Genomic DNA, 22,209 nt, shown 5'->3' with positions numbered 1-22,209 from the left:
GAGGAGGCGGATGCTGAACAGCAATCATGAATTGCCGGTGCACCGCGCATGACACGCTGCACGCGAAATCGTGGCCCGATATTTCACGATCACGCGATGGCGGGAGCGATCAACTCGTCGAGCTTCCGCTTGAACGCACTGCCGTCCGACAAAGCGCGGAGCGGCGGACGCACGCGCAACCAACCTGCATCGCCGGTCTGCGCCGCAAGGATCGCCTTCAGCGTTGCGACAAGGGAGGGCGTCTTCAGCACGACGTCGACCGCCGCCTGCATGCGCGCTTCGACGTTCTTGCCGTCAACCATCGCCTTGACCAGCTCCGGCGCAATGTTGGCCATGCCGCAGATGGTGCCGGCGCCGCCCGCAGCGATCGCGCGGGCGATGTCGGGTTCGTTGCCGACGGTGATGGCGAGCTCGGGCGCGGCGGCACGGAATGCTTGGAACTGCTTGAAGTCGCCGCTGGAGTCCTTCAGACCGGCAACCACTTGGCCGTAGCGCTTGCGCAGGCTTGCGGCGACTGTCGTCGGGATCGCAACGCCCGAGACTTGCGGAATGTGGTAGAGCGAGGCGCGCAGGCGATCGTCGGCAACACCGTCGATGACGGCCGCAAAGGCGTCCTCGATGCCTTCATGCGTGACACTCCGATCGAAATAGGGCGGCAGCAGCAACACGTGGCGCAGGCCGAGGCCGAGCACGGCGCGCGTCAGCGCAATGCTGTCGGTGATGGCCGGAAAGCCGCCGCCGATTCCGATGCGCTCCGCCGCGACCCCGGCCTTGAGCATCGCTTCGATCGTCGCAATCCGTTCGGCGGCGTTGAATGAGGTCCCCTCGCCGGTGGTGCCGAACAGCACGACGCCGTCGACGCCCTTGCCGAAGAGGTGCTTGGCGTGAGAGGCGAGCTTGGCGGCGTCGACACTGCCGTCCGTCGCCAGCGGCGTCGCCGACGCCACCCAGAACCCGCAAATTGCCTCGGCCATCACACCACCTTTTGCTGCCGCACCCGGCCAAGCCGCTGATCTCCAACGATCTTTCGCGCTTGCCGAGACCTTGTTTTCACTTTACTGTTGCTCTTGTACCTTACATACAACATTGGTGCAAATCCTCCGCGCCATGTGCGCGGCCAGATCTTGAGGAGGTCTCGCATGGGCATGGTGACCCCCACCGGACGCCCCGACCAATTGCTCGGCGCGTTGCGCGACAGGCTCGGCGCGCTGGCAGTGCTTGTTGGCACAGATGTGCCGGCGCGCAATTGCAACGACTGGAGCGCGAGCCTGCCGCAGACGCCGCGCGCGGTGATCCGCCCCGTCGATGCGCAGGGCGTCGCCGATGCGATTGCGACCTGCCGGCAGGCGCATCTGCCGTTCGTGCCGCAGGGCGGACTGACCGGACTGTGCCGCGGTGCTTCGCCCGAAGCGGGCTGGGTCGCGATCTCGCTGGAGCGCATGACCGGCATCGAGGAGATCGATCGCGCCTCGATGACGATGACGGTGAAGGCCGGCACGCCGCTGGAGACGATCCAGAAGGCGGCGGACGAAGCCGGCTTCTTCTTTCCGCTCGATCTCGGCTCGCGCGGCTCCTGCGCGATCGGCGGCAATCTCTCGACCAACGCCGGCGGCAACCGCGTGATCCGTTACGGCATGACGCGCGAGCTGGTGCTTGGTCTCGAAGTGGTGCTGCCGGACGGCACCGTCATCACCAGCCTCAACAAGCTGATGAAGAACAATGCCGGCTATGATCTGAAGCATCTGTTCATCGGCTCGGAAGGCACCCTCGGCATCATCACGCGCGTGGTGCTAAAACTGTTCCCGAAGCCGCGCTCGACCATGGCCGCGCTGTGCGCGCTGAAGGATTATGCCGCGGTGATCGCGCTGCTCGACGCCGCGCGCTCAGGGCTCGGCCCGCTGCTGTCCGCCTTCGAGGTGATGTGGCCGGATTATTGGGACGTGATCACGAATCGCGCCGGCGTGAAGCCGCCGGTCGCCCCAGGCCACGGTCTCTACGTGCTGGTGGAAGCGCAGGGCACCGACGAGAGCATGGATGCGCCGCGTTTCCAGAGCTGGCTCGAGGAGCTGATGGAGCGCGGGCTGCTGGCGGATGCCGCTGTCGCGCAATCGCTGGCGCAGACGCAGAGCTTCTGGCGCGTGCGCGACATCTGCGCCGAATTCGGCCAGGTGCTGGGGCCGCACATCTCCTACGACATCGGCCTTGCGGTGGCACGGATGGACGAGTTCGTCACACGCTGCAAGGCGGCGCTCGCTGCGGGCATCAAGGGCTGCGAGAGCGTCTATTACGGCCATATCGGCGACGGCAATCTGCATCTCGTCTCCTGGGTCACCGGCCTTTCCGTCGCGCAGCAGCCGAAGGAGGAGATGGACGCGATCATCTACGGTCTGGTCCGCGAGCTCGGCGGCAGCGTCTCGGCCGAGCACGGCATCGGCACGTTGAAGAAGCAATGGCTGGGCCATGCCAGGAGCGAGGCCGAGATCGCGCTGATGCGCACGCTCAAGGCGGCGCTTGACCCCGATCACCTGCTCAATCCCGGCAAGGTGATCTGAGCGCACAATGCGATCGCTCAAGCTCGATACGCCGAAATCGCTGTCGCAGCGTGTGATGCTGCGGCTGCGCCAGGCCATCATCGACGGCGAGTTCGCGTTAGGCGCTGCCATCTCCGAGGAGATGGTGGCCAATTCCTTCGGCGTCAGCCGCACACCGGTGCGCGAGGCCATGGGCCAGCTGCAGGCGCAGGGACTCGTGGTGATCCGACCCCAGGTCGGCAGCTTCGTCTTCACGCCGAGTGCGGACGACATCCATGCGCTCTGCACCTTCCGCATTGCGCTCGAGCCCAAGGCCGCCGAGCTCGCCTTCCGCAATGACCGCGACGGCGCGATTGCGTCCATGAGCGCGGCGATCGCGGCGATGGAGCCGGCCGTCGCGGCAAAGGACAACATCGCCTATGGCCGCGCCGACACCGCTTTTCACGAGGCGCTGTTCGCCCATTGCGGCAACCGCTATCTCGCCGAATCCTATCAGCTCGTCTCCGGCCGCGTCGCCGCGCTGCGCACCAATCTGACCTCGCCGATCGACGTGCGCACCCGCACGTCCTTCGACGAGCACCGCAAGCTGCTCGATCTGTTCGCGCGCGGCGAGTTCGCCGCCTTCGAAGGCCTGATGACGACGCACATCACGAATTCGGGAATGGTCTATGCCACGGCGCTGAAGGTGGATTGAGCGCGTCTACCGCTCCTCCTTCGATCCCGGCCTGTCCAGAAAATCCAGCGCGGTGTTGATCTGCTCGAGCTGGTGCTCGATTCGGTCGCGATCCTCCACCGATGGCGCCTGTTCGAGCTGTTCCACCAGCTTCTGCTTCCGCATCAGCAAGTTCTCTATGACCGTACCCACGATTCCCCCATCGCCAGAGGCGACGTCACGGACGCCGAGACGATGGAGGCGCGCGCAACCCGGGCCCGCGTCGAACCCTCCATTTGAATGTTGCTGGGAGCGATTGGTTCCTCCGGCGCCGTGCCGGATCGCACTACTTCTTGGTGATGTTCCAGTAGACCGGGACCGCTCCCTTTACGAGGCCGTCAACGTTGCTGCGTACCGCCCGCACCAGATAGAGCTGTGCAGCCGGCCAATACGGCACATAGTCGACGGCGCGGAGCTGGAGGTCGGCTGCGATCTTCTTTTTCTGCTCGGGATCTGTCGCCAACGCGAATTCGTTGCGCAGCTTTTCGATTTGCTCGTCGCAAGGCCAGCCGAACCAGGCCTTGTCGCAGTTTGCGCGCAGCCCAAGGTGGCCGACCGGCTCGAACATGTCGGCGCCCGTCGGTCCCGACATGAACAGTGACCAGCCGCCCTTGTCGACGGTTTCCTTGGACGCGCGCCGTCCAACCAGCGTGCCCCAGTCCATCGCCTGCGGCTCGACCTTGAGGCCGATCTGGCGCATCATCTGCTCGGCAACGAGGCTGAACGTATTCGTGGGCCCGCTTTCGGTCGCATGCAGCACCACGACCGGCGTACCGTCATAACCGCTCTCGGCAATCAGCTTCTTGGCTTTTTCGATATCGGGCTTGGTCCAGCCGGCGGCCGTGAAATAGGGTGACGAGCACATGTAGAAGCTCGGGCAGCTCTTGTAGAGCTTGGGGTCGCTGACATAGGCTCGCGCGAACTTGTCCTGGTCGATCATGTAGCTGATCGCCTGCCGGACCTTTGGATTGTTGAACGGCGGGACCGAAATGTTCATGCGGAACACCATCTGCATGCCGAGCGTGTCCTGCGGCATCGTCTTGATGTCGGGATTGCCGGCAAGCGTCGGCAGGAAGTCCGGCGGCACCTCCTCGAAAATGTCGATCTCGCCGGCCTGGAGTGCATTGAGCGCGGTCTGCGCATCCGGGATGTAATGCCATTCGACCCGGTCGACCTTGGCGAGCTTACCGCCGGCAAGCCCGCTCGCCGGCTCCGCGCGCGACTTGTAGGACGGGCTCTTGACGTAAACGACCTTGGAGCCCGGAACCCACTCGTCCTTCTTCATGATGAAGGGACCCGAGCCGGTCGCATCCGTGATGGCGGTGTCCGCCGGCGTCGCAGCGATCCCCTTCGGCATGATGAAGGGCACATTGGAGCTCGGCTTGGAGAGCGCCTCGATCACCAGCCCCCACGGGCGCTTGAGCTTCAGTTCGAAGGATTTTTCGTCCTTGACCGTCAGGCTGTCGCTGACGGAGGCAAGCTGTTGGCCAAGGCCATCGCGCTGCCACCAGCGCTTCAGCGATACGACCGCATCCTCCGCGGTGACCGGCTGGCCGTTGCTGAAGGTCAGGCCGCCGCGCAGCGTGAAGGTGTAGGTGAGTTGATCGCTGCCGACCGCAAAGGACTCCAGCATCTGCGGCTGCGCGACGAGCTTCTCGTCCAGTGAGAACAGCGTGTCGTACACCATATAGCCGTGGTTACGAACCATATAGTCGGACGTGATCACGGGATCGATCTGCTTGAGATCGCCGAAGGGGCGGATCTTGAGCACCGTCTCCGCAACGGCAGGCGATATTGCACCCAGCCAGCCTGCCGCCATCATGACCGCAAATATTCTGTTCGGCGATCTCATTTGATACTCCTCCCGTTTTCTGTTTCTAGGCAACTGCGTCGGGGGCTACGGCCCGGCCCGGACCCGGCGCGCCGAAGCGTGGCAGCGATCCTGCGTGATGACAGGCGACGGCATGGCCGGGCGTGACTTCAGTCATCGCCGGCGCCGCTTGCGCGCAAATGTCCGTCGCGAACGGACAGCGCGTGCGAAAGCGGCATCCGGACGGCAGCGAAGCGGCACTCGGCACCTCGCCTTCGAGAGCCGCGCGGCGGCGCCGGTTGCGCGGGTGGACCGCAGGGACGGAATCGATCAACGCCCGCGTATACGGATGCGCCGGTGCAGCGAATACGGCCTTCGCCGGCCCCTGCTCGACGATGGCGCCAAGATACATCACCGCCACGTCGTCCGCGAGATAACGCACCACGGCGAGATCATGCGAAATGAAGAGATAGGAGATTCCGATCTCGCGCTGGACATCCTTCAGGAGATTCAGGATCTGGGAGCGGATCGACACGTCCAGCGCCGCGACCGCCTCGTCCGCGACGATCAGCGCGGGATCCGCCGCGAGCGCCCGCGCGATGCCGAGGCGCTGCCGCTGTCCGCCCGACAGATGATGCGGCAGACGTGCGCGAAAATGTTGGGGCAGTCCGACCTGGTCGAACAGACGCGCGACCTTCCGCCGTCGCGACACCGCATCGCCGATGCCGAAATTCTGCAAGGGCTCTTCGACGATCTCCGCCGCGGTCATGCGCGAGTTGAGGCAGGCGAAGGGATCCTGGAACACCATCTGCACCTGCTGGCGCTTCCTGCGCAGCGTCTCGCCGGAGAGATTGCCGAAGTCCTCGCCATTGATGTGGACCGAGCCGGCCGTCGGCCGCAACAGGCGCACGACCATGCGGCCGATCGTGGTCTTGCCGCAGCCGCTTTCACCAACGAGGCAGAAGGTACGTCCGCGCGCGACGACGAAGCTGACGTTGTCGACGGCGCGAAGATCGCGCCGGCCGAACAATCCGAACGGCCCCTGCCGTGAGGTGAAGATCTGGGTCAGACCTGAGACCTCGAGGACGGCGCTCATGCCGGCACCATCGCGCCGGCCTTGCCCAGCCAGCATGCCGTCAGGTGCTCGTCAGCGCCCGACAACAACGGCGGCTCCGAGTGACACACCGGCATCGCCGCGCCGCAGCGCTGGCGAAAGGCGCAGCCCGTGCCGAGCGAGACCGGGCTCGGCACGCTGCCGGGAATCTCGGCGAGACGATCGCGGGTGCCGCTGTTGAGCTGGCCGATCGCCCCAAGCAGGCCGCGCGTATAGGGATGGGCCGCGGCATCGAAGATGCCGTTGACGCCGGCCTGCTCGACGATGCTGCCGGCGTAGAGCACGACGACCCGGTCGGCCATTTCCGCGACCACCCCGAGATCGTGCGTGATCAGGAGCACGGACGTGCCGAACTCGCGACGCAGATCGTCGATCAGGGTCAAGACCTGGGCCTGGATGGTGACGTCGAGCGCGGTGGTCGGCTCGTCGGCGATCAGCAATGCAGGGCGCAGGGCGAGCGCCATCGCGATCATCACGCGCTGCCGCATGCCACCGGAAAGCTGGTGCGGAAATTCGGAGGCCCGTCGCCGCGCATCCGGAATGCGGACGAGATCGAGCAATCCGACCGCCTGCCGCCGCGCGTCCGCCTCGGACACGCCACGATGCTCGACGATCACCTCCGCGATCTGCTCGCCGACCCGCAGCAGCGGATTGAGCGACGTCATCGGCTCCTGAAACACCATGGCGAGACGGTCGCCCCGGAGCTTGCGCAGTTCCTCGGCGCCGAGCGTGACGAGATCGCGCCCCTCGAAGAGGATGCGGCCGGAAGCGACCTGCATGACGCTTCGGTTGAGCAGACCGATGATTGAGAGCGCGGTCAGGCTCTTGCCGCAGCCGCTCTCGCCGACGAGGCACAGCGTCTCACCCGGATCGATCGCAAACGAGACGTTGCGGACGAGCGGCACCGGGGTGCCTCGGGTGTTGAGCGTAATGGAGAGGTTCTCGACGGAGAGCAACGGCGCACTCATCGCATCTCGCCTCCCACAAAGCTCGGATCGAGCAGGTCGCGAAGCCCATCGCCGAGCAGGTTGGCGGCGAGCACCGTCATCGCCAGCATCAAGGCCGGGAAGCCGAGAATCCACGGCGCGATCTGCAGGAACTGCCGTCCCTCCGACATCATGTTGCCCCAGCTCGGCACGTCGGGCGGCGTGCCTGCACCGAGAAACGACAGGATCGATTCCAGGATCATCGCGGAGGCAAAGACGTAGGTCGACTGCACCATGATCGGCCCGGCAGCGCCGGGCAGGATGTGACGATGCAGGATGGTCACGGTACGCCCGCCACAAGTGATGGCGGCCTCGACATAGACGCGTTCGCGCAAACTGAGAACGCTGGCGCGCACCACGCGCGCCATGCGGGGAATTTCCGGGAGGCTGATCGCCGTGACGATCACGATGGGCGAAGCGCCAATCAGCGCCACGAGTGCGATCGCGAGCAGGATCGCGGGGATCGCCATCACCGCATCCATCGCGCGCATCACGATCTTGTCGACGCTGCGGAAATAACCGGCGATGACACCGATGCACACGCCGATCAGCGTGGTGAGAACAGCAACGGCAATGCCGACCGACAGCGAAACCCGCGTTCCCACCAGCGCGCGGGCAAACACGGAACGTCCGACTTGATCGGTGCCGAAGGGCTCCGCCGGCGACGGCGGTTGAAGCCGGTTCAGCGGGTCCAGCGCAGCGGGATCCGCGGTGATCCACGGGCTCACGACGGCCGTCACGCCAAAGGCGAGCAGCAGAACGCAACTCAGAGCCAGTATCGGCTGGCGAACCGGCAGGCTCGCGATCTTCGCAAACCGGTTGACACCTATGTCCGGCGCATCGAGCCCTTCAGCTGCGTGGGTCATCGCCATCGGCTCGTCCTGCATCAGTACCGGATCCGCGGATCGACGACAGCATAGAGAATGTCGACCACGAGATTGACGACGACATAGACGAAGGCGAACAGCAGGATCAGGGCTTGCACCACCGGATAGTCGCGCCGGAGAATGGAGTCTGCGGTCAGCCGGCCGAGGCCGGGAATGGAAAACACGGTCTCGGTAACGACGACGCCGCCAAGCAGCGCGGCAAATCCGATGCCGACGACCGTGATGATCGGGACTGCGGCATTGCTGAGCACGTGCCGTACGATGATTTTGCGGGCCGCGAGCCCCTTGGCATGGGCGGTGCGGACATAATCTTCGCGCAGCACCTCCAGCACCGCAGCGCGCGTCACCCTCGCGATCAAAGCGATATAGAGGAAGCTCAGCGAGATCGCGGGCAGCACGAGCGAATGCAGGCAGGCCAGCACGCCCTGCGACAGCGGCTTATAGCCCTGCACCGGAAACCAGTGCAGGCCGAGTGCGAGCGTATAGACAAGCGCGAAAGCGACGACGAAGACCGGCAATGAGAAGCCGAGCACCGCCCCCGCCATGGTCAGGCGCGCGACGAGCCCCCTCGGACGATAGGCGGCGACGAGGCCGAGCGGCACGGCGACGACGACCGCGATCGTGATCGTCATGAGAGAGAGAAGCAGCGTCGGCTCGATCCGCTGGGCGACGAGCTGCGAGACCGGGATGCGGCTGAACAGCGACAGGCCGAAATCGCCGCTCAGGATGCGGCCGGCCCATGCGATGAAACGCGGCAGCAGCGGCAGATTGAGTCCGAGCGCCTGGCGCACCGCCTCCACCTGTGGCGGCGAGGCGAAGTCACCGGCGATCAGCACGGCGGGATCACCCGGCACGAGGCTGAGCAGCAGAAAGACGAATACCGCGACGGCGAGCAGCACGGGGATGGCCGCGAACAGCCGACCGACCACATAGCCGGTCATGCCGAGCGCCTGCAAATGCAGACCGGCGATCGCCGGACGCCATCCAGCCCACGCACCATTGCCTCCCTGGTCTTAGTTAAACGTTTTTCTAATGAAGCACGGAAGCTGGTCTATCGCAACGGTATTGTACACTTATCATGCTCTTTTGGCTTGCCTCCGGTCAATCCAACCAATACAAAAACGTTTAACAGGAGAATGGTTGATGCCGGCAGGGCCATTGCCCACTATCCACGAGGTCGCCCGGCTCGCCGGTGTCTCCGTGGCCACCGTGTCGAAGACGCTCAACCGGTCGGGCAAGGTCAGCGAGCTCCTCCAGGCGCGCGTCAATGCGGCAGCACGCAAGCTCGGCTATGCACCGCATGCCAGCGCCCGCAGCCTGCGCAGCGGCGCCACGCGCATCCTCGGGCTGCTCGTGGCGGATCTCGCCAATCCCTACTTCCTGAAGCTCGTCGAAAGCATCGAGTGGCTGTCGAGCGCCGCGGGCTATTCCGTCATTCTCTGCAACAGTGCCGAAGACCCCGGGCGCGAAGAGCGGCATCTTGCCATGCTGCTGTCGCAGCGCGCCGACGGCGTCATCGTCATCCCAACCCGGCGCGGCTGGAGCGGACGCCAGGCCGCGCTGGCGGACTTGCCGATGCCGGGCATTCTGGTGGACCGACGCATCGAGGGGCTCGACCTCGATTCGGTCACGACCGACAACGTTGCGCTGGGACGGCTCGCGGCCGAACATCTCGACGATCTCGGCCATCGCCGCATCGCCGTGATCATGGGATCGCCCGAGCATCAGATCGCGCGCCACCGCCTCGATGGCCTCAGAAGCGGCCTGGCCTCGCGCGGCACCACCCTCGACGAACGGCTGATCGAGAAGGACAATTTCTCCGAGGCCGCCGGCCATGCCGCCGCAATGCGGCTCCTGCGGCATGCGCAGCGACCGACCGCGATCTTCGCCACCAACAATCATCTTTCGCTCGGACTGCTTCGTGCCATTGCCGAGAGCGGGCTCACCATTCCCGACGACCTCTCCGTCATCGCGGTTGACGAGCCTCCGTGGGCCGGCCTGGTGCGGCCGGGCATGACCATCGTGACGCAGCCGTCCGAGGCGATTGCCCAAACCACGGTCTCGACCCTGCTGTCGCGAGTTTCGGAGGGACGTTCCGGCGTCGAGGGAGAGGCGAGATCGATCCAGCTTCAGCCGGCGCTGGTGGTGCGCGGGTCCACCGCCGCGATCCGGACATAGAGATGAGTGATGCGCCCGGCCTTGCGCCTTCCACCGGCATTCTTGCGCTGTCCGCCGTCGACGCCATTGCCGAGATTCGCAAAGGCCATCTGTCGCCGCTCGACGTGGTCGATGCCGCGATCGACAGGATCGAAGCGACGGATGCGGGAATCAACGCGATTCCGGTTCGCTGCTTCGAGGCCGCACGGGGTGAAGCACGGCGGCTTATGCAGAAAAAGGCGGCCGGTGAGGACTGGCCCCTGCTCTGCGGACTTCCGCTCGCGGTCAAGGACAACACCGATGTCGCAGGCGTGCCGACCAGCGGCGGCAGCGCGCTGACGGCCCGCGGCGCCCCCGAGATATCGACTCCCGCGATCGATCGTCTCCAGCGCAATGGCGCCATCGTCGTGGGCAAGAGCAATCTGTCGGAGCTCGGCGGCGCCAACACCACCAACGCGCTGTTCGGCGCGACGCGCAATCCGTTCTTTCCTGCGCTGACCGCGGGCGGCTCCTCCGGCGGATCGGCAGCGGCGCTGGCCGCGCATCAGGTCTATCTCGCCCATGGCAACGATGTCGGCGGCAGCCTGCGCACGCCGGCCGCATTTTGCGGTGTTGCGGGGCTGAGGCCCACACCGGGCCTCGTGCCGAGAAAGCCGCTCTCCGATCCGTTCGACACCGTTTTCGTCGAGGGACCGATGGCGCGGACGATTCCCGATCTTGCCTTGATGCTGGATGCGATGGCCGGCTTCCATCCGCCCGATCTGTTGTCGCGCGAGCATCCCGCATCGTTCCGCAACGCCGCCGCACGACCCGGATGGGCGGGGCGCATAGCGGTGTCCGAGGATCTCGGCCTGCTGCCGGTCGATCACGACATTCGTTCCGCCTTCCGCGGCGCGATCGACCGGCTCCAACCCGCAGGCTGCAGGATGAGCGAGACCGCCCCTGATCTCGCCGGGCTGCCGCGCGTGATCCGCGCGCTACGTGGTCTCGCCTATCTTGCCACCTGGAGCAGACTTTGGCCGCAATCGCGCGCGGCCTTCACGCCCGAGGTGGCAGGCGACATCGCCCATGGTGAAAGCCTCTCCGCAACAGACATCGCGGCCGCGATAGAGCAGCGCGCGGCCATCTATCAGCGCATGCAGGACTTCTTCGGCGACATCGACGTCCTGATCTGCCCGACCGTGCAGGTCGCGCCCTTTCCGGTCGAGATCATGTGGCCGGCCGAGATCGAGGGGACCGCGTCGAAGATCTACATCGACTGGATCATGATCACCTATGTCTGGTCGATCCTCGGCTGCCCTGCGCTGGCGGTGCCCGCCGGCCGCGATGGAGCCGGCATGCCCGTCTCCTTGCAGATCGTCGGCCCACCGCACAGCGAGGAGCGCCTGATCTCCTTCGCGGCGCGGATCGAGCAGGCGTTTTCCTCGCCATCCTGAGGGAAAGGCGATGTCCCGCGGAACCTGATCTTTCACGCGCCCGTCGGTTGAATTCATCGCCTCGGAGCCCTATGCGTAGGCGCCATGGACACCCAGATGATCACCGCCGAAAAGCCGCTGATGGCCCAGGCGCGCCCGCGCAAGCCGGCGCCGTTCCTCCCCATGAGCCGCGCCGAGATGAACGCGCTCGGCTGGGACGCCTGCGACATCGTGCTGGTGACTGGGGATGCCTATGTCGACCATCCGAGCTTCGGCATGGCGATCATCGGCCGGCTGCTGGAGGCGCAAGGCTTTCGGGTCGGCATCATCGCGCAGCCGGACTGGCATTCGGCGGAGCCGTTCAAGGCGCTCGGCAAGCCAAGAGTGTTCTTCGGCGTCACCGGCGGCAACATGGATTCCATGGTGAACCGCTACACCGCCGACCGGCGCATCCGCAGCGATGACGCCTATACGGCGGGCGGCGAAGGCGGCAAGCGGCCGGACCGCTGCACCATCGTCTACGCCCAGCGCTGCCGCGAGGCGTTCAAGGACACCCCGATCGTGCTCGGCGGCATCGAGGCCTCGCTGCGCCGGATCGCGCATTACGATTACTGGTCCGACAAGGTGCGCCGCTCGGTGCTGGCGGACGCCAAGGCGGACTTGCTGCTCTACGGCAACGCCGAGCGTGCCGTGGTCGAAGTGGCGCACCGGCTCGCGGCTGGCGAAGCGCCGCGCGAGCTCGACGACATCAGGGGCGTGGGGCTGTTCCGCAAGGTCCCGGACGATTACGCCGAGCTGCACGCCGACGATCTCGAGTCCGCCGACGAGGGCGCATCGCGCCAGAAGGGCTTAACCGTGATCCGCCTGCCGGCGCTGGAGCAGGTCGAGCAGGACAAGGAAGCCTATGCGCGCGCCTCGCGCGTGCTGCATCGGGAGAGCAATCCCGGCAATGCGCGGCCGCTGGTGCAGCGCCATGGCGACCGCGACCTCTGGCTCAATCCGCCGCCGATCCCGCTCACGACGGAAGAGATGGACGCGGTCTACGATCTGCCTTACGCGCGCGCGCCGCACCCGTCCTATGGCGATGCCCGCATCCCCGCCTGGGAGATGATCAAGTTCTCGGTGACGATCATGCGCGGCTGCTTCGGCGGCTGCACCTTCTGCTCGATCACCGAGCATGAGGGCCGCATCATCCAGAACCGCTCGGAAGGCTCGATCCTGCGCGAGATCGAGCGCATCCGCGACAAGACGCCGGGCTTCACCGGCGTCATCTCGGACATCGGCGGCCCCACCGCCAACATGTACCGGATGGCGTGCAAGGACCCGAAGGTCGAGGCGGCATGCCGCCGGCCGTCCTGCGTCTTCCCCGAGATCTGCCCGAACCTCAACACCTCGCATGACGATCTGATCCGGCTCTATCGCAAGGTGCGCGAGACCAAAGGCATCAAGAAGGTGATGGTCGCCTCCGGCGTGCGCTACGACCTCGCCGTCGAGAGCCCCGAATACATCAAGGAGCTCGTCACCCATCACGTCGGCGGTTACCTGAAGATCGCCCCTGAACATACCGAGCGCGGCCCGCTCGACAAGATGATGAAGCCGGGCATCGGCGCCTACAACAAGTTCAAGCGCATGTTCGACGAGGCGGCCGAGCGCGCCGGCAAGAAATATTATCTGATCCCCTATTTCATCGCGGCACATCCGGGCACGACCGACGAGGACATGATGAACCTCGCGCTGTGGCTGAAGAAGAACCGCTACCGCGCCGACCAGGTGCAGACCTTCCTGCCTTCGCCGATGGCGACCGCGACCGCGATGTACCACACGGGCGTCAACCCCTTGCGCGGCGTGCGCCACGGCGGCAGCGACAAGGTCGAGGCGATCAAGGGCCTGCGCCAGCGGCGCCTGCACAAGGCATTCCTGCGCTACCACGACCCCGACAATTGGCCGCTGCTGCGCGAAGCCTTGATCGAGATGGGCCGCCGCGACCTGATCGGCTCGCAGCCGCACCAGCTCGTGCCTGCGCACCAGCCTCCCGGCACCGGCAAGGCCGCCGGCACCAAGCGGCCAATGCGGCCCGGCGGCAAGACGCAGCGGTTCACGACCAAGGGCCTGCGGGTGATGAAGTAGCGGGCGTGAGCCGGATCTGGCACGGTTTGGTGTGGCGTCTTCGCGTCGGCAAGACGAAAGCTCGAAAACAACCCCATGCACAGTAGCCGGGGGTAGCAAGATCAACGGCTTACGAGCGCGATGAGATCGGCGCGAACATCGACCGCAAATCGAGGCATGATCGGCCCGGGGAAACGGTCAATTTTCTGTTTTTGCGAAATTCGCTTGATCGTCGGGCAAAACAGGCGTATGATGCCACCAGCGCGGAACGTGGATGAGACGAACCCGTCCTGCTGCTCCGTATCGATAGCTTGAGCTCACCGCGCCGCGCCCGAATTTCTCCGGCTTGGCTTGCAGGTTCGCCACGAGCGCCCTCTTGCCCGTCCTCAACGCGCTGACGACGCAGCGGCCGCTGTGGCACAGCCTGGCGCAAGGCGACTGGGTGTTCGCCGGCATCGACGTGACGTGCTGGGCACTCGCACTGCTCCACGTTGTTCTGGCTGTTCGCACCGCCCGGAACCGATCCATTGTGCAATCGAAGCGCATGCCGCAGGTGCCGGTCGCCATTGCTTCAAGCGGTGCGGCAGAATGATCCATCTGCTTGCCCTTGGGCTGTGTCTGGCGGGCTTTGCTGCGCTGGCTTTCGCCACGCACCGCCAGCAGCGCGATATTTTCGGCAAGGCGCTGCCGCGGGTGACGACCTATGGACTTCGGGCTGCCGGTGCAGGGGTGCTGCTGCTGGCGCTCGGCATCCTCGTGGCCGCAAAGAGCTGGAGCGTGGGCCTCGTGATGTTCAGCGGTCACACCACGATGGCTGCCGCCATCGTGTTTTGTGCGCTGATCGGGTGGGGAAGACTGGCTGCCCGCACGGCGCGACGTCGACAGAATGATGCTCGCATCCGCTCCGTCACTCGACGTTGAAGGTATTCGTTTCGTGATCAAGCTGGCCAGAAACGGTTGTGGATGCGGCAAATAGATGGTCGTGACTTTGTCTGCTTCTGGTCCAAAGCTGACCTTGCCGCGCTGCCTGCCTAGCGTCAGCTTTTGACCCGAAGCCGACTCTTTGTGATCATCGCCTCCAGTCCGCTTGGAAATGCCTGCCAAAGGCGGACCGAACGTCCGCGACGGTGGTCGACTTCGTTAGGCTTTGATCCAAAGCCTCTCGGTGCGAGAGGTGGATAAACCACCTTACGCAACCACGTAAGTCGCACATCCGCAGCGCGAGACCAGATGTCGAAAGGTAAGAAGAAGTTTTGACCATGCACATGCACCTGCGCTTTTCGTCAGCAACTGAATTGCATCAGGTTCAAATTGGGCAAATGCGACCAGAAGCCGATTCCGGGGACATTTACTGATCCTAACGCCAGATTTGGACATATCAGGCGCCCATTGCCCGTAGCGAAAAAGAAGCCGCCGCGCACTCAGGACGACGATCCAGCCTGGGCGATCTCTGCCCGATAGAGGATTACCCGAGTCGATTATTGACCCGAACCGGACATCGACCTGAGCGGGATGTCTACATCGAACGACAAACACTGCACCCTCGGCTAAATTATCATCCCTTAGCGGCACTTCAGGTCGTGATATTGAGACCACGGGCGCCGTGAGGCGGCGGCTGTTTGAAAGGAAAGCTATGTATAGTCCTTCTCAACAACTCATTCACCTGGGCCTTGGCTTCATGGTCTCCCAAGCCTTGCGCGTTGCGACAGATCTCAACGTTGCGGATCGCTTGGTCGCCGGAGAGCGGAGCGTCGACGATCTGGCGGAGGAAACGCATTGTCACTGCGATGCGCTCTATAGGATTATGCGGCTTCTCGCCGCCGAGGGGGTCTTTAGCGAAACCTCGGCCCGCCGCTTCCAACTCACCGAATTGGGCGCAGCCTTGCTTTCCGACGCGCCCTCAAGTCCCCGCGACCTGATCCGAATGATGAACAGGGAGCCCTATCTCGCCTTCGCTCAGCTCACTCATTCAGTGCAAACGGGTTTGCCGACGTTCGAAACCGTATTTGGAAAGCCCAGGTTCGATTGGCTGGCGGACCATCCGGACGCGGCTTCGCTATTCCAGCAGGCGATGATCGCGCTTAGCCAAGGCGCCAATGAAGCTGTAGCAGAGGCGTGTGATTTTGGTGCGTTTTCTCAGATTGTCGATGTCGGCGGCGGCCATGGACAGCTGCTTTCGGAGATCCTAAAGAGACACCCTCACCTTTCCGGCATATTGTTTGACCTACCGGCGGGGGTTGAGGCAGCGCGGGCTGATGCGGCAAGTTTCCCGCCACAGACCTCGTTCGTGGCCGGCAATTTCTTCAACGCCGTTCCCGCCGGTGCGGACGTCTATATCATGAAAAAGGTCATTCACGATTGGAATGACGAGCAAGCGGTACGCATCCTGCGCAATTGCCGAGAGGTAATGAAACCCCACGGACGAGTGTTAATTGCGGAGACTATTATTCCCCCGGGAAACGAACGAAATACGATCAAGCTAATCGATGCGAACATGCTTGTCGTTACGGGGGGCGTCGAGCGAACCGAGAGCGAATTTGCCGCTTTGCTTGCCGCCGCAGGTCTGCGGCTTGAGCGGGTCATTTCGACCGCCCGGGCTATCTCAGTTCTTGAGGCAAGCCGAGCCTGAAGTCTTCGAAAAAGCATCGGGTCATACATGCGCAACGAACCTTTAGATCGTCGAAACCTCTGCATGTCAGCTTTTGCCCCATCGCTGCGGCATCCCGCGACCGAGGATATGTCGGCTGTCAGGGGTAGACCGGGCCTAACCTAAGCCGGGCCAGATCGCCGCGATTGACCCATCGCGGCCTCCGTGTTGCCAAGGAGGGGATTTGCCATCGGCAGCGTTGGAGCAGATGAGCTGGCCGGTGCCAGCCGGCCCGGAACCCTTTCAATAGTATTTTCTTGAACAGATGGATCGAGGCTCGATCGTCGGTGGAATCCGACAAAAAATGAGCTCCGTAGACGTCGTTGTTCCCTGCTTCAGGTATGGGCACTTCCTGCGAGAGTGCGTCGAGAGCGTTTTGACGCAATCCGGTCCCGAATTGCGCGTGCTCATCATCGATGATGCGTCACCTGACAATACCGCGGAAGTTGCGCAAGAGTTACGGTCCGATTCCCGCGTCGATTACCGCAGGCACATCTCGAATCAAGGTCTCATCGCGACCGCCAACGAAGGCATTGCCTGGGCGAGCGCCGACTATATGCTTCTGCTGTCTGCGGACGACTACCTGCTGCCCGGTGCCCTGTCGAGATCGGTCGATCTGATGGACAATCACCCTTCTGTCGCTTTCACCTTCGGAGGCGCGGTTGTTCTAGACCAGCGCGGGGATCATCCATTCTACAGAAGCTATTATGGAACGGAAGTGGATCTCCGAACGCGCATCTTGTCCGGACTCGAGTTCATCACTCTTGGTCGTGCACAATGTATTGTGGTGTCACCGACCGTCGTAGTTCGCACGAGCCTGCAGAAAAAACTGGGCGGGTATCTAGCAGACTTGCCCTACGCCTCCGACATGGAAATGTGGTTGCGGCTCGCCGCACATGGCGACGTCGGATTCATTGGTGCGGACCAGGCCGTGTATCGATACCACTCACTCAACATGTCGAGTGAGCCTTCACCGGAGCTAAACCTGCTCCAACGCAAGGCGGCTATCGAACATTTCCTGAATGGCGGCGCCGCGATGCTGACAAACGATCTCAGGAACTGGTTGACCCGCCAATTGGCACTTGACGCGATCGTCCGCGCAAGCATTGCCTTCAACGAAGGAGCGATAGACACCTCAGCACGCCTTGCCGAACTTGCGTTGAGTATTGACCCAAGCGTTCAACATTCACGTCGTTGGTGGTTTCTTGCCTGCAAGAAGGTGCTTGGATTGCGAGGATGGCAGCTGGTGCGGCCTTCAGTTGAGTTGTTCAGATCCATCTTCCGGAACGAGCGGCGCTGAGTAGCCGAGCTCGCCGCGACGCATAGGCTGCCCGCTAGAGCCATTGGCGCATCATTTCCGCTTCTGGCCCGTAGCCGAAGGTTCCGGTGGCTGTCGGCGCGTCGGTTGCGGGGTGTAGCGCGGAAGCCGCTGAGATCGGATCCCATTGCCAGCATGTGCGCCCATGGCCGACCCACGAGCGTCCTCCGCCAGGAGCCGCTTGTGGCCCAAGAGGGACATATCGGGTTGCGAAGCAGAATGCCTGCTCTCGTTCACCACATTTAAACCTTAAGATTGTACGAAGAGTGCTCACCCACAGGCTGCAGGAACATGCGAACAGCCCTCGTACGGAAGCCAGCATTGGACTTCGGGCAATGAAGGCCTGGCAGACCAGCTGCATCGTGGCTGTTCTCGCATCCGTGGGACTCTTTCTGGCCGCCGCTAACAGACCGGCCGCGACGGTGCCCGATGTCATGTCGCAAGCGGCAGCGAGCATACCGGCTGCAGCGAGCATGGCGGCTCCCACGAACGTGGTGACGCCGGCCGCCTACGCAGAGGCATCCGCCAGACTTGCGGCAGCGCTTCGGGAAGAAAGAGCAGAGCCGCGCGCGGTGATGTCGGCAGGTTCGGCACCGCTACGCACCGAAGCCGAGATCGTCGATCAACCCGTCGCGCCGAAATTGGCCTCGTTGGGACAGGATGTCGTCCAATCGCTGCCGCCGGAACGCGATGCGTCCAACGGAGCTCCGAAAGCGGCGTCGACGCGGGATTTCCGTCATCTGGCCTACTACGTCTGGTCCGAACTGCCGCCCGCCGAGAAACCGGCGGAGATCGTCTTGCGTGCGTTCAGGGACATTCCGCTGGGAACGCCGACCGAAGAAATCAAGCGCGCTGCCGACGCGTTTGGTCTCGATTTCAATTTCATGATGGCGGTTGCCAAGATCGAATCCGGTTTCAACCCCAATCAACGCACCGGGTCCTATATCGGGCTGTTTCAGCTGAGCTATTATGAGTTCGGAAAGTTCGGCTTCGGGCAAATTCGCAGTCCGCGGGATAACGCCGTCGCCGCCGCCTACAAGATCATTACCGAGGGCGTCCTGTTCGAGTGGATCACCCACCGTAAGCCGGACATGAGCGATCTCTACCTGATTCATCAGCAGGGCTGGGAAGGCGCCGCCGAGCACATCAGCCGGCCCGCTCGCGCCGCGTGGAAATCGATGTGCGCCACCAGCGAAGGCAAGGAGAAGGGTGAGCGGTGGTGCAAACGCGCGATTTGGGGCAATGCACTTCCGGCCTTCAAGCGCACCTGGAAATCGGTCGACAACGTGACGTCAGAAGCGTTCGTCGGCATGTGGCGCGGCCGGGTCGCCGAATTCTACACGAAATATGTGGCGACTGCTGCGGCGGCGGCAAACTAATAAGTCGGTCGTCGGCAGCGCCGCGCATGCTTGCTTGTCTTTAGCGCAACTCGCCGGCCGTCGGCCTTACCCAGGGTGTGTTGGGCCCTCACCTGAACGGGCTATTGAGCCGTGTAAACGCAACGCAACCCGATATAGACCGCGTGAAAGTCGGCCGATTTCCACTGTACGGCCGACGCTTTTGTCTTGTCCGCACCGTACCACCACGACCCGCCGGCCGTCAGTGCCTCATCGCCCCGCCGATCCGCGAGCCATTCCCAGACATTGCCACCCATGTCGTACAGACCGTTGACACCCCGCTTGGTGGTACCCACGGCTGCATGCCGCGGCCAGCGATCTCTATCGGATGTGTTCATGCCGTCAGGTCTATCGCCGACAGGATAAGGATAGGTGCGTCCATTTACGAAATCGTCGGTAGGATTCGCACGCGCTTCGGTATAGGCGGCTCTTTCCCATTCTTCCAGGGTCGGCAAGCGTCCGCCCACGGCTAAGCAGTAGTCACGAGCTTCGTTCCACGACACATGCACCGCCGGCTCATCGTCGCTGCCCGGTTCTCCGAAAGGCGTCGCCCATGTCCAGCCGCGGCGACGGATCCAGCCGCTCGCGAATTCGTGTCCGCCTCCTTCCTGTTCGGCCGCGGTCTTCAGAGCTTTGTCAGCCGCGAAATTGCGAAACTGGCCGATCGTGACCTCGGTCCGGTCGATGGCAAACTTGCCCAGATTCTCGCGTTGGGCAGGCTCGGCGAATGCAACGCCGGTAACGGCCATCAAGCCACATCGCAAAGCAATCGAGCGCCATTTCATGTATGAACTTCTCCTGTATTGCTTCCAGGTGAGAAGGGCAGGCGTCGACCCTGCGCGCCTGCCATTCATCGATCAACTCATGCGCTGACGCAATGCCGCCTGCGAACGGCGGATGACGCCCTGGTACATGCTCTGCTTGTCAGGATACCATTGCATCGACGCGAGATTGGCGAAGCCGGGAATGCTTTCCATATGCCGTGCCATCCGCTGCCGCATGGATTGATCCGGCTGAGGACCGCGCAGCGCGCCGACATTCTCGGCCGCGTGATCCGGGTTCGATGTCGCGGCAAGAACGGTCGTCACCGCCGGATGGCCCATGACCCATTTGATGAAGAACTGCGACCAATTCTCCGCAGCGATATCGCGGGCAAAATCGGGCAGCGGCCGGCCCTCGACGATCTTGTGCAAGCGGCCTTTTTCCAGCGGCATATTTGTGAGCACGCCGACGCCCTTGTCGCTCGCCGCGCGAAGGACGCGCTCCTCGGCGTGACGATTGAAGATCGAATAGTTGACCTGGATGATGTCCACCAGATCCTTGTCGATCAATCCTGCGAGAATGTTGTGATAGTCATTCTCGTGGACGGAGGCGCCGACATAACGAATCCTGCCCTCTCTCTTCCATACGCGCAGCAGTGGCACGATCGCGTCGACATTGACCAGGCTGTGGCAGTGGAGCACGTCGATCTTGTCGCGCCACAGCCGAAGCCTCGATTGCTCCATGCTGGCCAAGGCGTGGCTTTCGTCGGCCAGGTAGCCGCCGGTCGACCAGATCTTGTTGCTGATGAACATCTGGTCCGTCACGCCCATCGCGCTGAGAAATCCACCGACGCTGACCTCGCCGGTACCGTAGAGCGGCGATGTATCGATCACCCGGACGCCGGCATCTATATATTTCCTGGTGACCTCTCGCAGCGCGTCGCGATTGCTGCCGGGCAGCAGGTCAAAAGTCAGAAACGTTCCCAGTCCGAGCGCGGGCAGACTTTCGTTGGTGCGGCCGATCGTTCGGGTGAGTACCGGCCCCGCCGCAGGCGCCCGCGATGCAGTGCCGGCTGGCGCTTGCGCACTGGCGCTCGAAACGCCGACCGCAGTTGCGTGAACAGCTGTCGCCGCGACGGCGCCCATCGCGGTGGCGGCGCCGAGGAACTGCCGGCGGTCGGTCGAGGTCGGCCAATCCTGTGGTGTCTTGTCCATTGCAAATCTCCGTGATTTCGCCTGCGGCACTTGTCGCCTGCCAATAGAAAGGATCGACCTCTCGCTTTGTCGCGCGGGATTCTGATCAAATCACCCCGATCCTGACGCGACGATGCTCCCTTTCCGGCCTGCAAGGAATTGCGGTTCCAAGCTTGAATGTGTATTCAGGCGACATCGCTTCGCAGGAAGTCGCGATGCACCGTGTCATTGAGAATGCGTCGACAATCGATCGGTTGAGTTCCCGGCCGGATGGCTGGCGGCGCACTCAATGGGCGAACGGCGCATTCGAAACGGCGTACCGGCCGATGACCTCCATCGTCGAAGGACGCATCCTGTCGCCAAATCACCTCATCATGGCGACCCTGTCCGGCGGCGCCGAGCGACATGAAATCTCGGCCGATGGCGGGCATCGCTATGACGGGCCCGATTTGCCGTCGACCGTTTCATTTCTCCCGGCTGGCTGCGAACGACGGCTTCGGCTTCACAATGTGGGTTGGCGATGGGCAGCGATCGCCCTCGACCCCGCCAGGATTTCAGCAATCGCCGGTGCATCGATCGAAGGACTCGGCCCCCTGTCGGGCTCGGAAGACAGCTTCGTCTGGAACATGCTCGCGGAGTTCGAACGAGTTGACGCGCTGGAGGGAGGTCTCGACGCGATCTATTGCGACACGATGAGCCTTGCTCTCGTTGTATACCTTGCACGCCGATACGGTGGTGCAAGCGTGAAGGATACATCGATCAAGCTGCCGGCGTGGAGGTTACGGCGCGTCACCGAATTCATCGACGCGCATTTAAGCGCGACAATTCGGATTGCCGATCTCGCTGATCTTGCGCAGCTCTCGGAAGGCCATTTCCATCGCGCATTCAGGGCAGCGACGGGGCAGACGCCGCTGGCATTCGTCCATGCGCGGCGAGTCGCGATGGCAAAACAACTGCTGGCGAGCAGCAAGCTTTCGGTCGCGCAGATGGCGCTACGCGTCGGTTTTATCAGTCCCGCGCATTTTGCCCGCGTCTTCCGGTTAATGACCGGCCAGAGTCCATCCCAATATCGACGCTCATTCCATCTTTGACGGGGGAAAGTAGCGCCTGACGGCCAATGGCGGACAACGGCAGCCGGCAAATAGCCGACGACACGCCTCAACCCTGCGTCATT

The 22,209-nt window shown here is 63.5% G+C and carries 21 protein-coding genes; 11 read left to right on the top strand and 10 right to left on the bottom strand.

The genetic code is table 11. From position 1 onward, the window contains the following. Nucleotides 1–89: 89 nt before the first annotated feature. Nucleotides 90–974, bottom strand: a complete 885-nt coding sequence (locus I6F24_RS15610) for a dihydrodipicolinate synthase family protein (protein ID WP_225140562.1) — start codon at nucleotides 972–974, stop codon at nucleotides 90–92. Between the two features lie 165 nt (nucleotides 975–1,139). Between I6F24_RS15610 and I6F24_RS15605 the strand changes: the two genes are divergently transcribed. Beyond that, on the top strand, nucleotides 1,140–2,552 hold the full coding sequence (locus I6F24_RS15605) for an FAD-binding oxidoreductase (protein WP_225150902.1): 1,413 nt from the start codon (nucleotides 1,140–1,142) through the stop codon (nucleotides 2,550–2,552). Between the two features lie 7 nt (nucleotides 2,553–2,559). Further along, nucleotides 2,560–3,225, top strand: a complete 666-nt coding sequence (locus I6F24_RS15600; RefSeq protein ID WP_036014455.1) for a GntR family transcriptional regulator — start codon at nucleotides 2,560–2,562, stop codon at nucleotides 3,223–3,225. 6 nt (nucleotides 3,226–3,231) lie between these two features. On the opposite strand, the gene I6F24_RS15595 is transcribed toward I6F24_RS15600, so the two are convergent. From I6F24_RS15595 to I6F24_RS15570, 6 genes are all read right to left on the bottom strand, one after another. Next, entirely contained in the window at nucleotides 3,232–3,369 is a 138-nt protein-coding gene (locus I6F24_RS15595) for a hypothetical protein (protein WP_162130853.1), read from the bottom strand. A 160-nt stretch (nucleotides 3,370–3,529) separates the two neighbouring features. Continuing rightward, nucleotides 3,530–5,095, bottom strand: coding sequence for an ABC transporter substrate-binding protein (locus I6F24_RS15590; protein ID WP_225150900.1), 1,566 nt, complete (start codon nucleotides 5,093–5,095; stop codon nucleotides 3,530–3,532). A 25-nt stretch (nucleotides 5,096–5,120) separates the two neighbouring features. Further along, nucleotides 5,121–6,149, bottom strand: a complete 1,029-nt coding sequence (locus I6F24_RS15585) for an oligopeptide/dipeptide ABC transporter ATP-binding protein (protein ID WP_225150898.1) — start codon at nucleotides 6,147–6,149, stop codon at nucleotides 5,121–5,123. Beyond that, nucleotides 6,146–7,135 (bottom strand): ABC transporter ATP-binding protein, encoded by a 990-nt coding sequence (locus tag I6F24_RS15580; protein ID WP_225150896.1) that lies wholly within the window; start codon nucleotides 7,133–7,135, stop codon nucleotides 6,146–6,148. The genes I6F24_RS15585 and I6F24_RS15580 overlap by 4 nt, the downstream gene beginning before the upstream one ends. After that, entirely contained in the window at nucleotides 7,132–8,040 is a 909-nt protein-coding gene (locus tag I6F24_RS15575) for an ABC transporter permease (protein ID WP_225150893.1), read from the bottom strand. The genes I6F24_RS15580 and I6F24_RS15575 overlap by 4 nt, the downstream gene beginning before the upstream one ends. Further along, nucleotides 8,040–8,981, bottom strand: a complete 942-nt coding sequence (locus I6F24_RS15570; protein ID WP_225150891.1) for an ABC transporter permease — start codon at nucleotides 8,979–8,981, stop codon at nucleotides 8,040–8,042. Before I6F24_RS15570 ends, I6F24_RS15575 begins: the two co-directional genes overlap by 1 nt. 202 nt (nucleotides 8,982–9,183) lie before the next feature. On the opposite strand from I6F24_RS15570, the gene I6F24_RS15565 reads away from it, so the two are divergent. The 3 genes from I6F24_RS15565 (at nucleotide 9,184) to I6F24_RS15555 (ending at nucleotide 13,739) form a co-directional block, all read left to right on the top strand. Next, nucleotides 9,184–10,218, top strand: a complete 1,035-nt coding sequence (locus I6F24_RS15565; protein ID WP_158644886.1) for a LacI family DNA-binding transcriptional regulator — start codon at nucleotides 9,184–9,186, stop codon at nucleotides 10,216–10,218. Nucleotides 10,219–10,220: 2 nt separating this feature from the next. Continuing rightward, on the top strand, nucleotides 10,221–11,633 hold the full coding sequence (locus tag I6F24_RS15560) for an amidase (RefSeq protein WP_050995997.1): 1,413 nt from the start codon (nucleotides 10,221–10,223) through the stop codon (nucleotides 11,631–11,633). An 84-nt stretch (nucleotides 11,634–11,717) separates the two neighbouring features. Beyond that, nucleotides 11,718–13,739, top strand: coding sequence for a YgiQ family radical SAM protein (locus tag I6F24_RS15555; RefSeq protein WP_036026851.1), 2,022 nt, complete (start codon nucleotides 11,718–11,720; stop codon nucleotides 13,737–13,739). 177 nt (nucleotides 13,740–13,916) lie between these two features. Here the strand turns inward: I6F24_RS15555 and I6F24_RS15550 are convergent, their stop codons facing one another. Next, nucleotides 13,917–14,084 (bottom strand): hypothetical protein, encoded by a 168-nt coding sequence (locus I6F24_RS15550; RefSeq protein WP_225126965.1) that lies wholly within the window; start codon nucleotides 14,082–14,084, stop codon nucleotides 13,917–13,919. Between the two features lie 10 nt (nucleotides 14,085–14,094). Between I6F24_RS15550 and I6F24_RS15545 the strand changes: the two genes are divergently transcribed. From I6F24_RS15545 to I6F24_RS15525, 5 genes are all read left to right on the top strand, one after another. Then, on the top strand, nucleotides 14,095–14,310 hold the full coding sequence (locus tag I6F24_RS15545; protein ID WP_225150889.1) for a hypothetical protein: 216 nt from the start codon (nucleotides 14,095–14,097) through the stop codon (nucleotides 14,308–14,310). Next, nucleotides 14,307–14,639: a DUF3325 family protein gene (locus I6F24_RS15540; protein ID WP_225150887.1), complete on the top strand. Its 333-nt coding sequence runs from the start codon at nucleotides 14,307–14,309 to the stop codon at nucleotides 14,637–14,639. Before I6F24_RS15545 ends, I6F24_RS15540 begins: the two co-directional genes overlap by 4 nt. A 712-nt stretch (nucleotides 14,640–15,351) precedes the next feature. Continuing rightward, nucleotides 15,352–16,347 (top strand): methyltransferase, encoded by a 996-nt coding sequence (locus I6F24_RS15535; protein WP_057028272.1) that lies wholly within the window; start codon nucleotides 15,352–15,354, stop codon nucleotides 16,345–16,347. Nucleotides 16,348–16,669: 322 nt separating this feature from the next. Next, nucleotides 16,670–17,665 carry a glycosyltransferase gene (locus I6F24_RS15530; protein WP_225150885.1) on the top strand — a complete coding sequence of 332 codons (996 nt, stop codon included), beginning with the start codon at nucleotides 16,670–16,672 and terminating at the stop codon, nucleotides 17,663–17,665. 353 nt (nucleotides 17,666–18,018) lie between these two features. After that, nucleotides 18,019–19,062, top strand: a complete 1,044-nt coding sequence (locus I6F24_RS15525; RefSeq protein WP_225150883.1) for a lytic transglycosylase domain-containing protein — start codon at nucleotides 18,019–18,021, stop codon at nucleotides 19,060–19,062. A 101-nt stretch (nucleotides 19,063–19,163) separates the two neighbouring features. Here the strand turns inward: I6F24_RS15525 and I6F24_RS15520 are convergent, their stop codons facing one another. After that, nucleotides 19,164–19,865 (bottom strand): formylglycine-generating enzyme family protein, encoded by a 702-nt coding sequence (locus tag I6F24_RS15520; protein ID WP_225150881.1) that lies wholly within the window; start codon nucleotides 19,863–19,865, stop codon nucleotides 19,164–19,166. Between the two features lie 72 nt (nucleotides 19,866–19,937). Next, nucleotides 19,938–21,056: an aldo/keto reductase gene (locus I6F24_RS15515; RefSeq protein ID WP_225150879.1), complete on the bottom strand. Its 1,119-nt coding sequence runs from the start codon at nucleotides 21,054–21,056 to the stop codon at nucleotides 19,938–19,940. A 194-nt stretch (nucleotides 21,057–21,250) separates the two neighbouring features. Here I6F24_RS15515 and I6F24_RS15510 point away from each other — a divergent pair, with 194 nt between their 5' ends. Then, nucleotides 21,251–22,126 carry an AraC family transcriptional regulator gene (locus I6F24_RS15510; RefSeq protein WP_225150877.1) on the top strand — a complete coding sequence of 292 codons (876 nt, stop codon included), beginning with the start codon at nucleotides 21,251–21,253 and terminating at the stop codon, nucleotides 22,124–22,126. The last annotated feature ends 83 nt before the right edge of the window (nucleotides 22,127–22,209 follow it).

This window comes from Bradyrhizobium sp. BRP23 (genome assembly GCF_020194135.1).
GTDB classification, from domain to species: Bacteria; Pseudomonadota; Alphaproteobacteria; order Rhizobiales; family Xanthobacteraceae; genus Bradyrhizobium; species Bradyrhizobium yuanmingense.
This window is presented reverse-complemented; position numbering and strand designations above follow the sequence as displayed.

Coding starts and splice junctions, on each gene's coding strand:
- I6F24_RS15610 (WP_225140562.1), bottom strand. CDS start 974: ATGGCCGAGGCAATTTGCGGGTTCTGGGTGGCGTCGGCGACGCCGCTG.
- I6F24_RS15605 (WP_225150902.1), top strand. CDS start 1,140: ATGGGCATGGTGACCCCCACCGGACGCCCCGACCAATTGCTCGGCGCG.
- I6F24_RS15600 (WP_036014455.1), top strand. CDS start 2,560: ATGCGATCGCTCAAGCTCGATACGCCGAAATCGCTGTCGCAGCGTGTG.
- I6F24_RS15595 (WP_162130853.1), bottom strand. CDS start 3,369: ATGCGGAAGCAGAAGCTGGTGGAACAGCTCGAACAGGCGCCATCGGTG.
- I6F24_RS15590 (WP_225150900.1), bottom strand. CDS start 5,095: ATGAGATCGCCGAACAGAATATTTGCGGTCATGATGGCGGCAGGCTGG.
- I6F24_RS15585 (WP_225150898.1), bottom strand. CDS start 6,149: ATGAGCGCCGTCCTCGAGGTCTCAGGTCTGACCCAGATCTTCACCTCA.
- I6F24_RS15580 (WP_225150896.1), bottom strand. CDS start 7,135: ATGAGTGCGCCGTTGCTCTCCGTCGAGAACCTCTCCATTACGCTCAAC.
- I6F24_RS15575 (WP_225150893.1), bottom strand. CDS start 8,040: ATGCAGGACGAGCCGATGGCGATGACCCACGCAGCTGAAGGGCTCGAT.
- I6F24_RS15570 (WP_225150891.1), bottom strand. CDS start 8,981: ATGACCGGCTATGTGGTCGGTCGGCTGTTCGCGGCCATCCCCGTGCTG.
- I6F24_RS15565 (WP_158644886.1), top strand. CDS start 9,184: ATGCCGGCAGGGCCATTGCCCACTATCCACGAGGTCGCCCGGCTCGCC.
- I6F24_RS15560 (WP_050995997.1), top strand. CDS start 10,221: ATGAGTGATGCGCCCGGCCTTGCGCCTTCCACCGGCATTCTTGCGCTG.
- I6F24_RS15555 (WP_036026851.1), top strand. CDS start 11,718: ATGGACACCCAGATGATCACCGCCGAAAAGCCGCTGATGGCCCAGGCG.
- I6F24_RS15540 (WP_225150887.1), top strand. CDS start 14,307: ATGATCCATCTGCTTGCCCTTGGGCTGTGTCTGGCGGGCTTTGCTGCG.
- I6F24_RS15535 (WP_057028272.1), top strand. CDS start 15,352: ATGTATAGTCCTTCTCAACAACTCATTCACCTGGGCCTTGGCTTCATG.
- I6F24_RS15530 (WP_225150885.1), top strand. CDS start 16,670: ATGAGCTCCGTAGACGTCGTTGTTCCCTGCTTCAGGTATGGGCACTTC.
- I6F24_RS15525 (WP_225150883.1), top strand. CDS start 18,019: ATGAAGGCCTGGCAGACCAGCTGCATCGTGGCTGTTCTCGCATCCGTG.
- I6F24_RS15520 (WP_225150881.1), bottom strand. CDS start 19,865: ATGAAATGGCGCTCGATTGCTTTGCGATGTGGCTTGATGGCCGTTACC.
- I6F24_RS15515 (WP_225150879.1), bottom strand. CDS start 21,056: ATGGACAAGACACCACAGGATTGGCCGACCTCGACCGACCGCCGGCAG.
- I6F24_RS15510 (WP_225150877.1), top strand. CDS start 21,251: ATGCACCGTGTCATTGAGAATGCGTCGACAATCGATCGGTTGAGTTCC.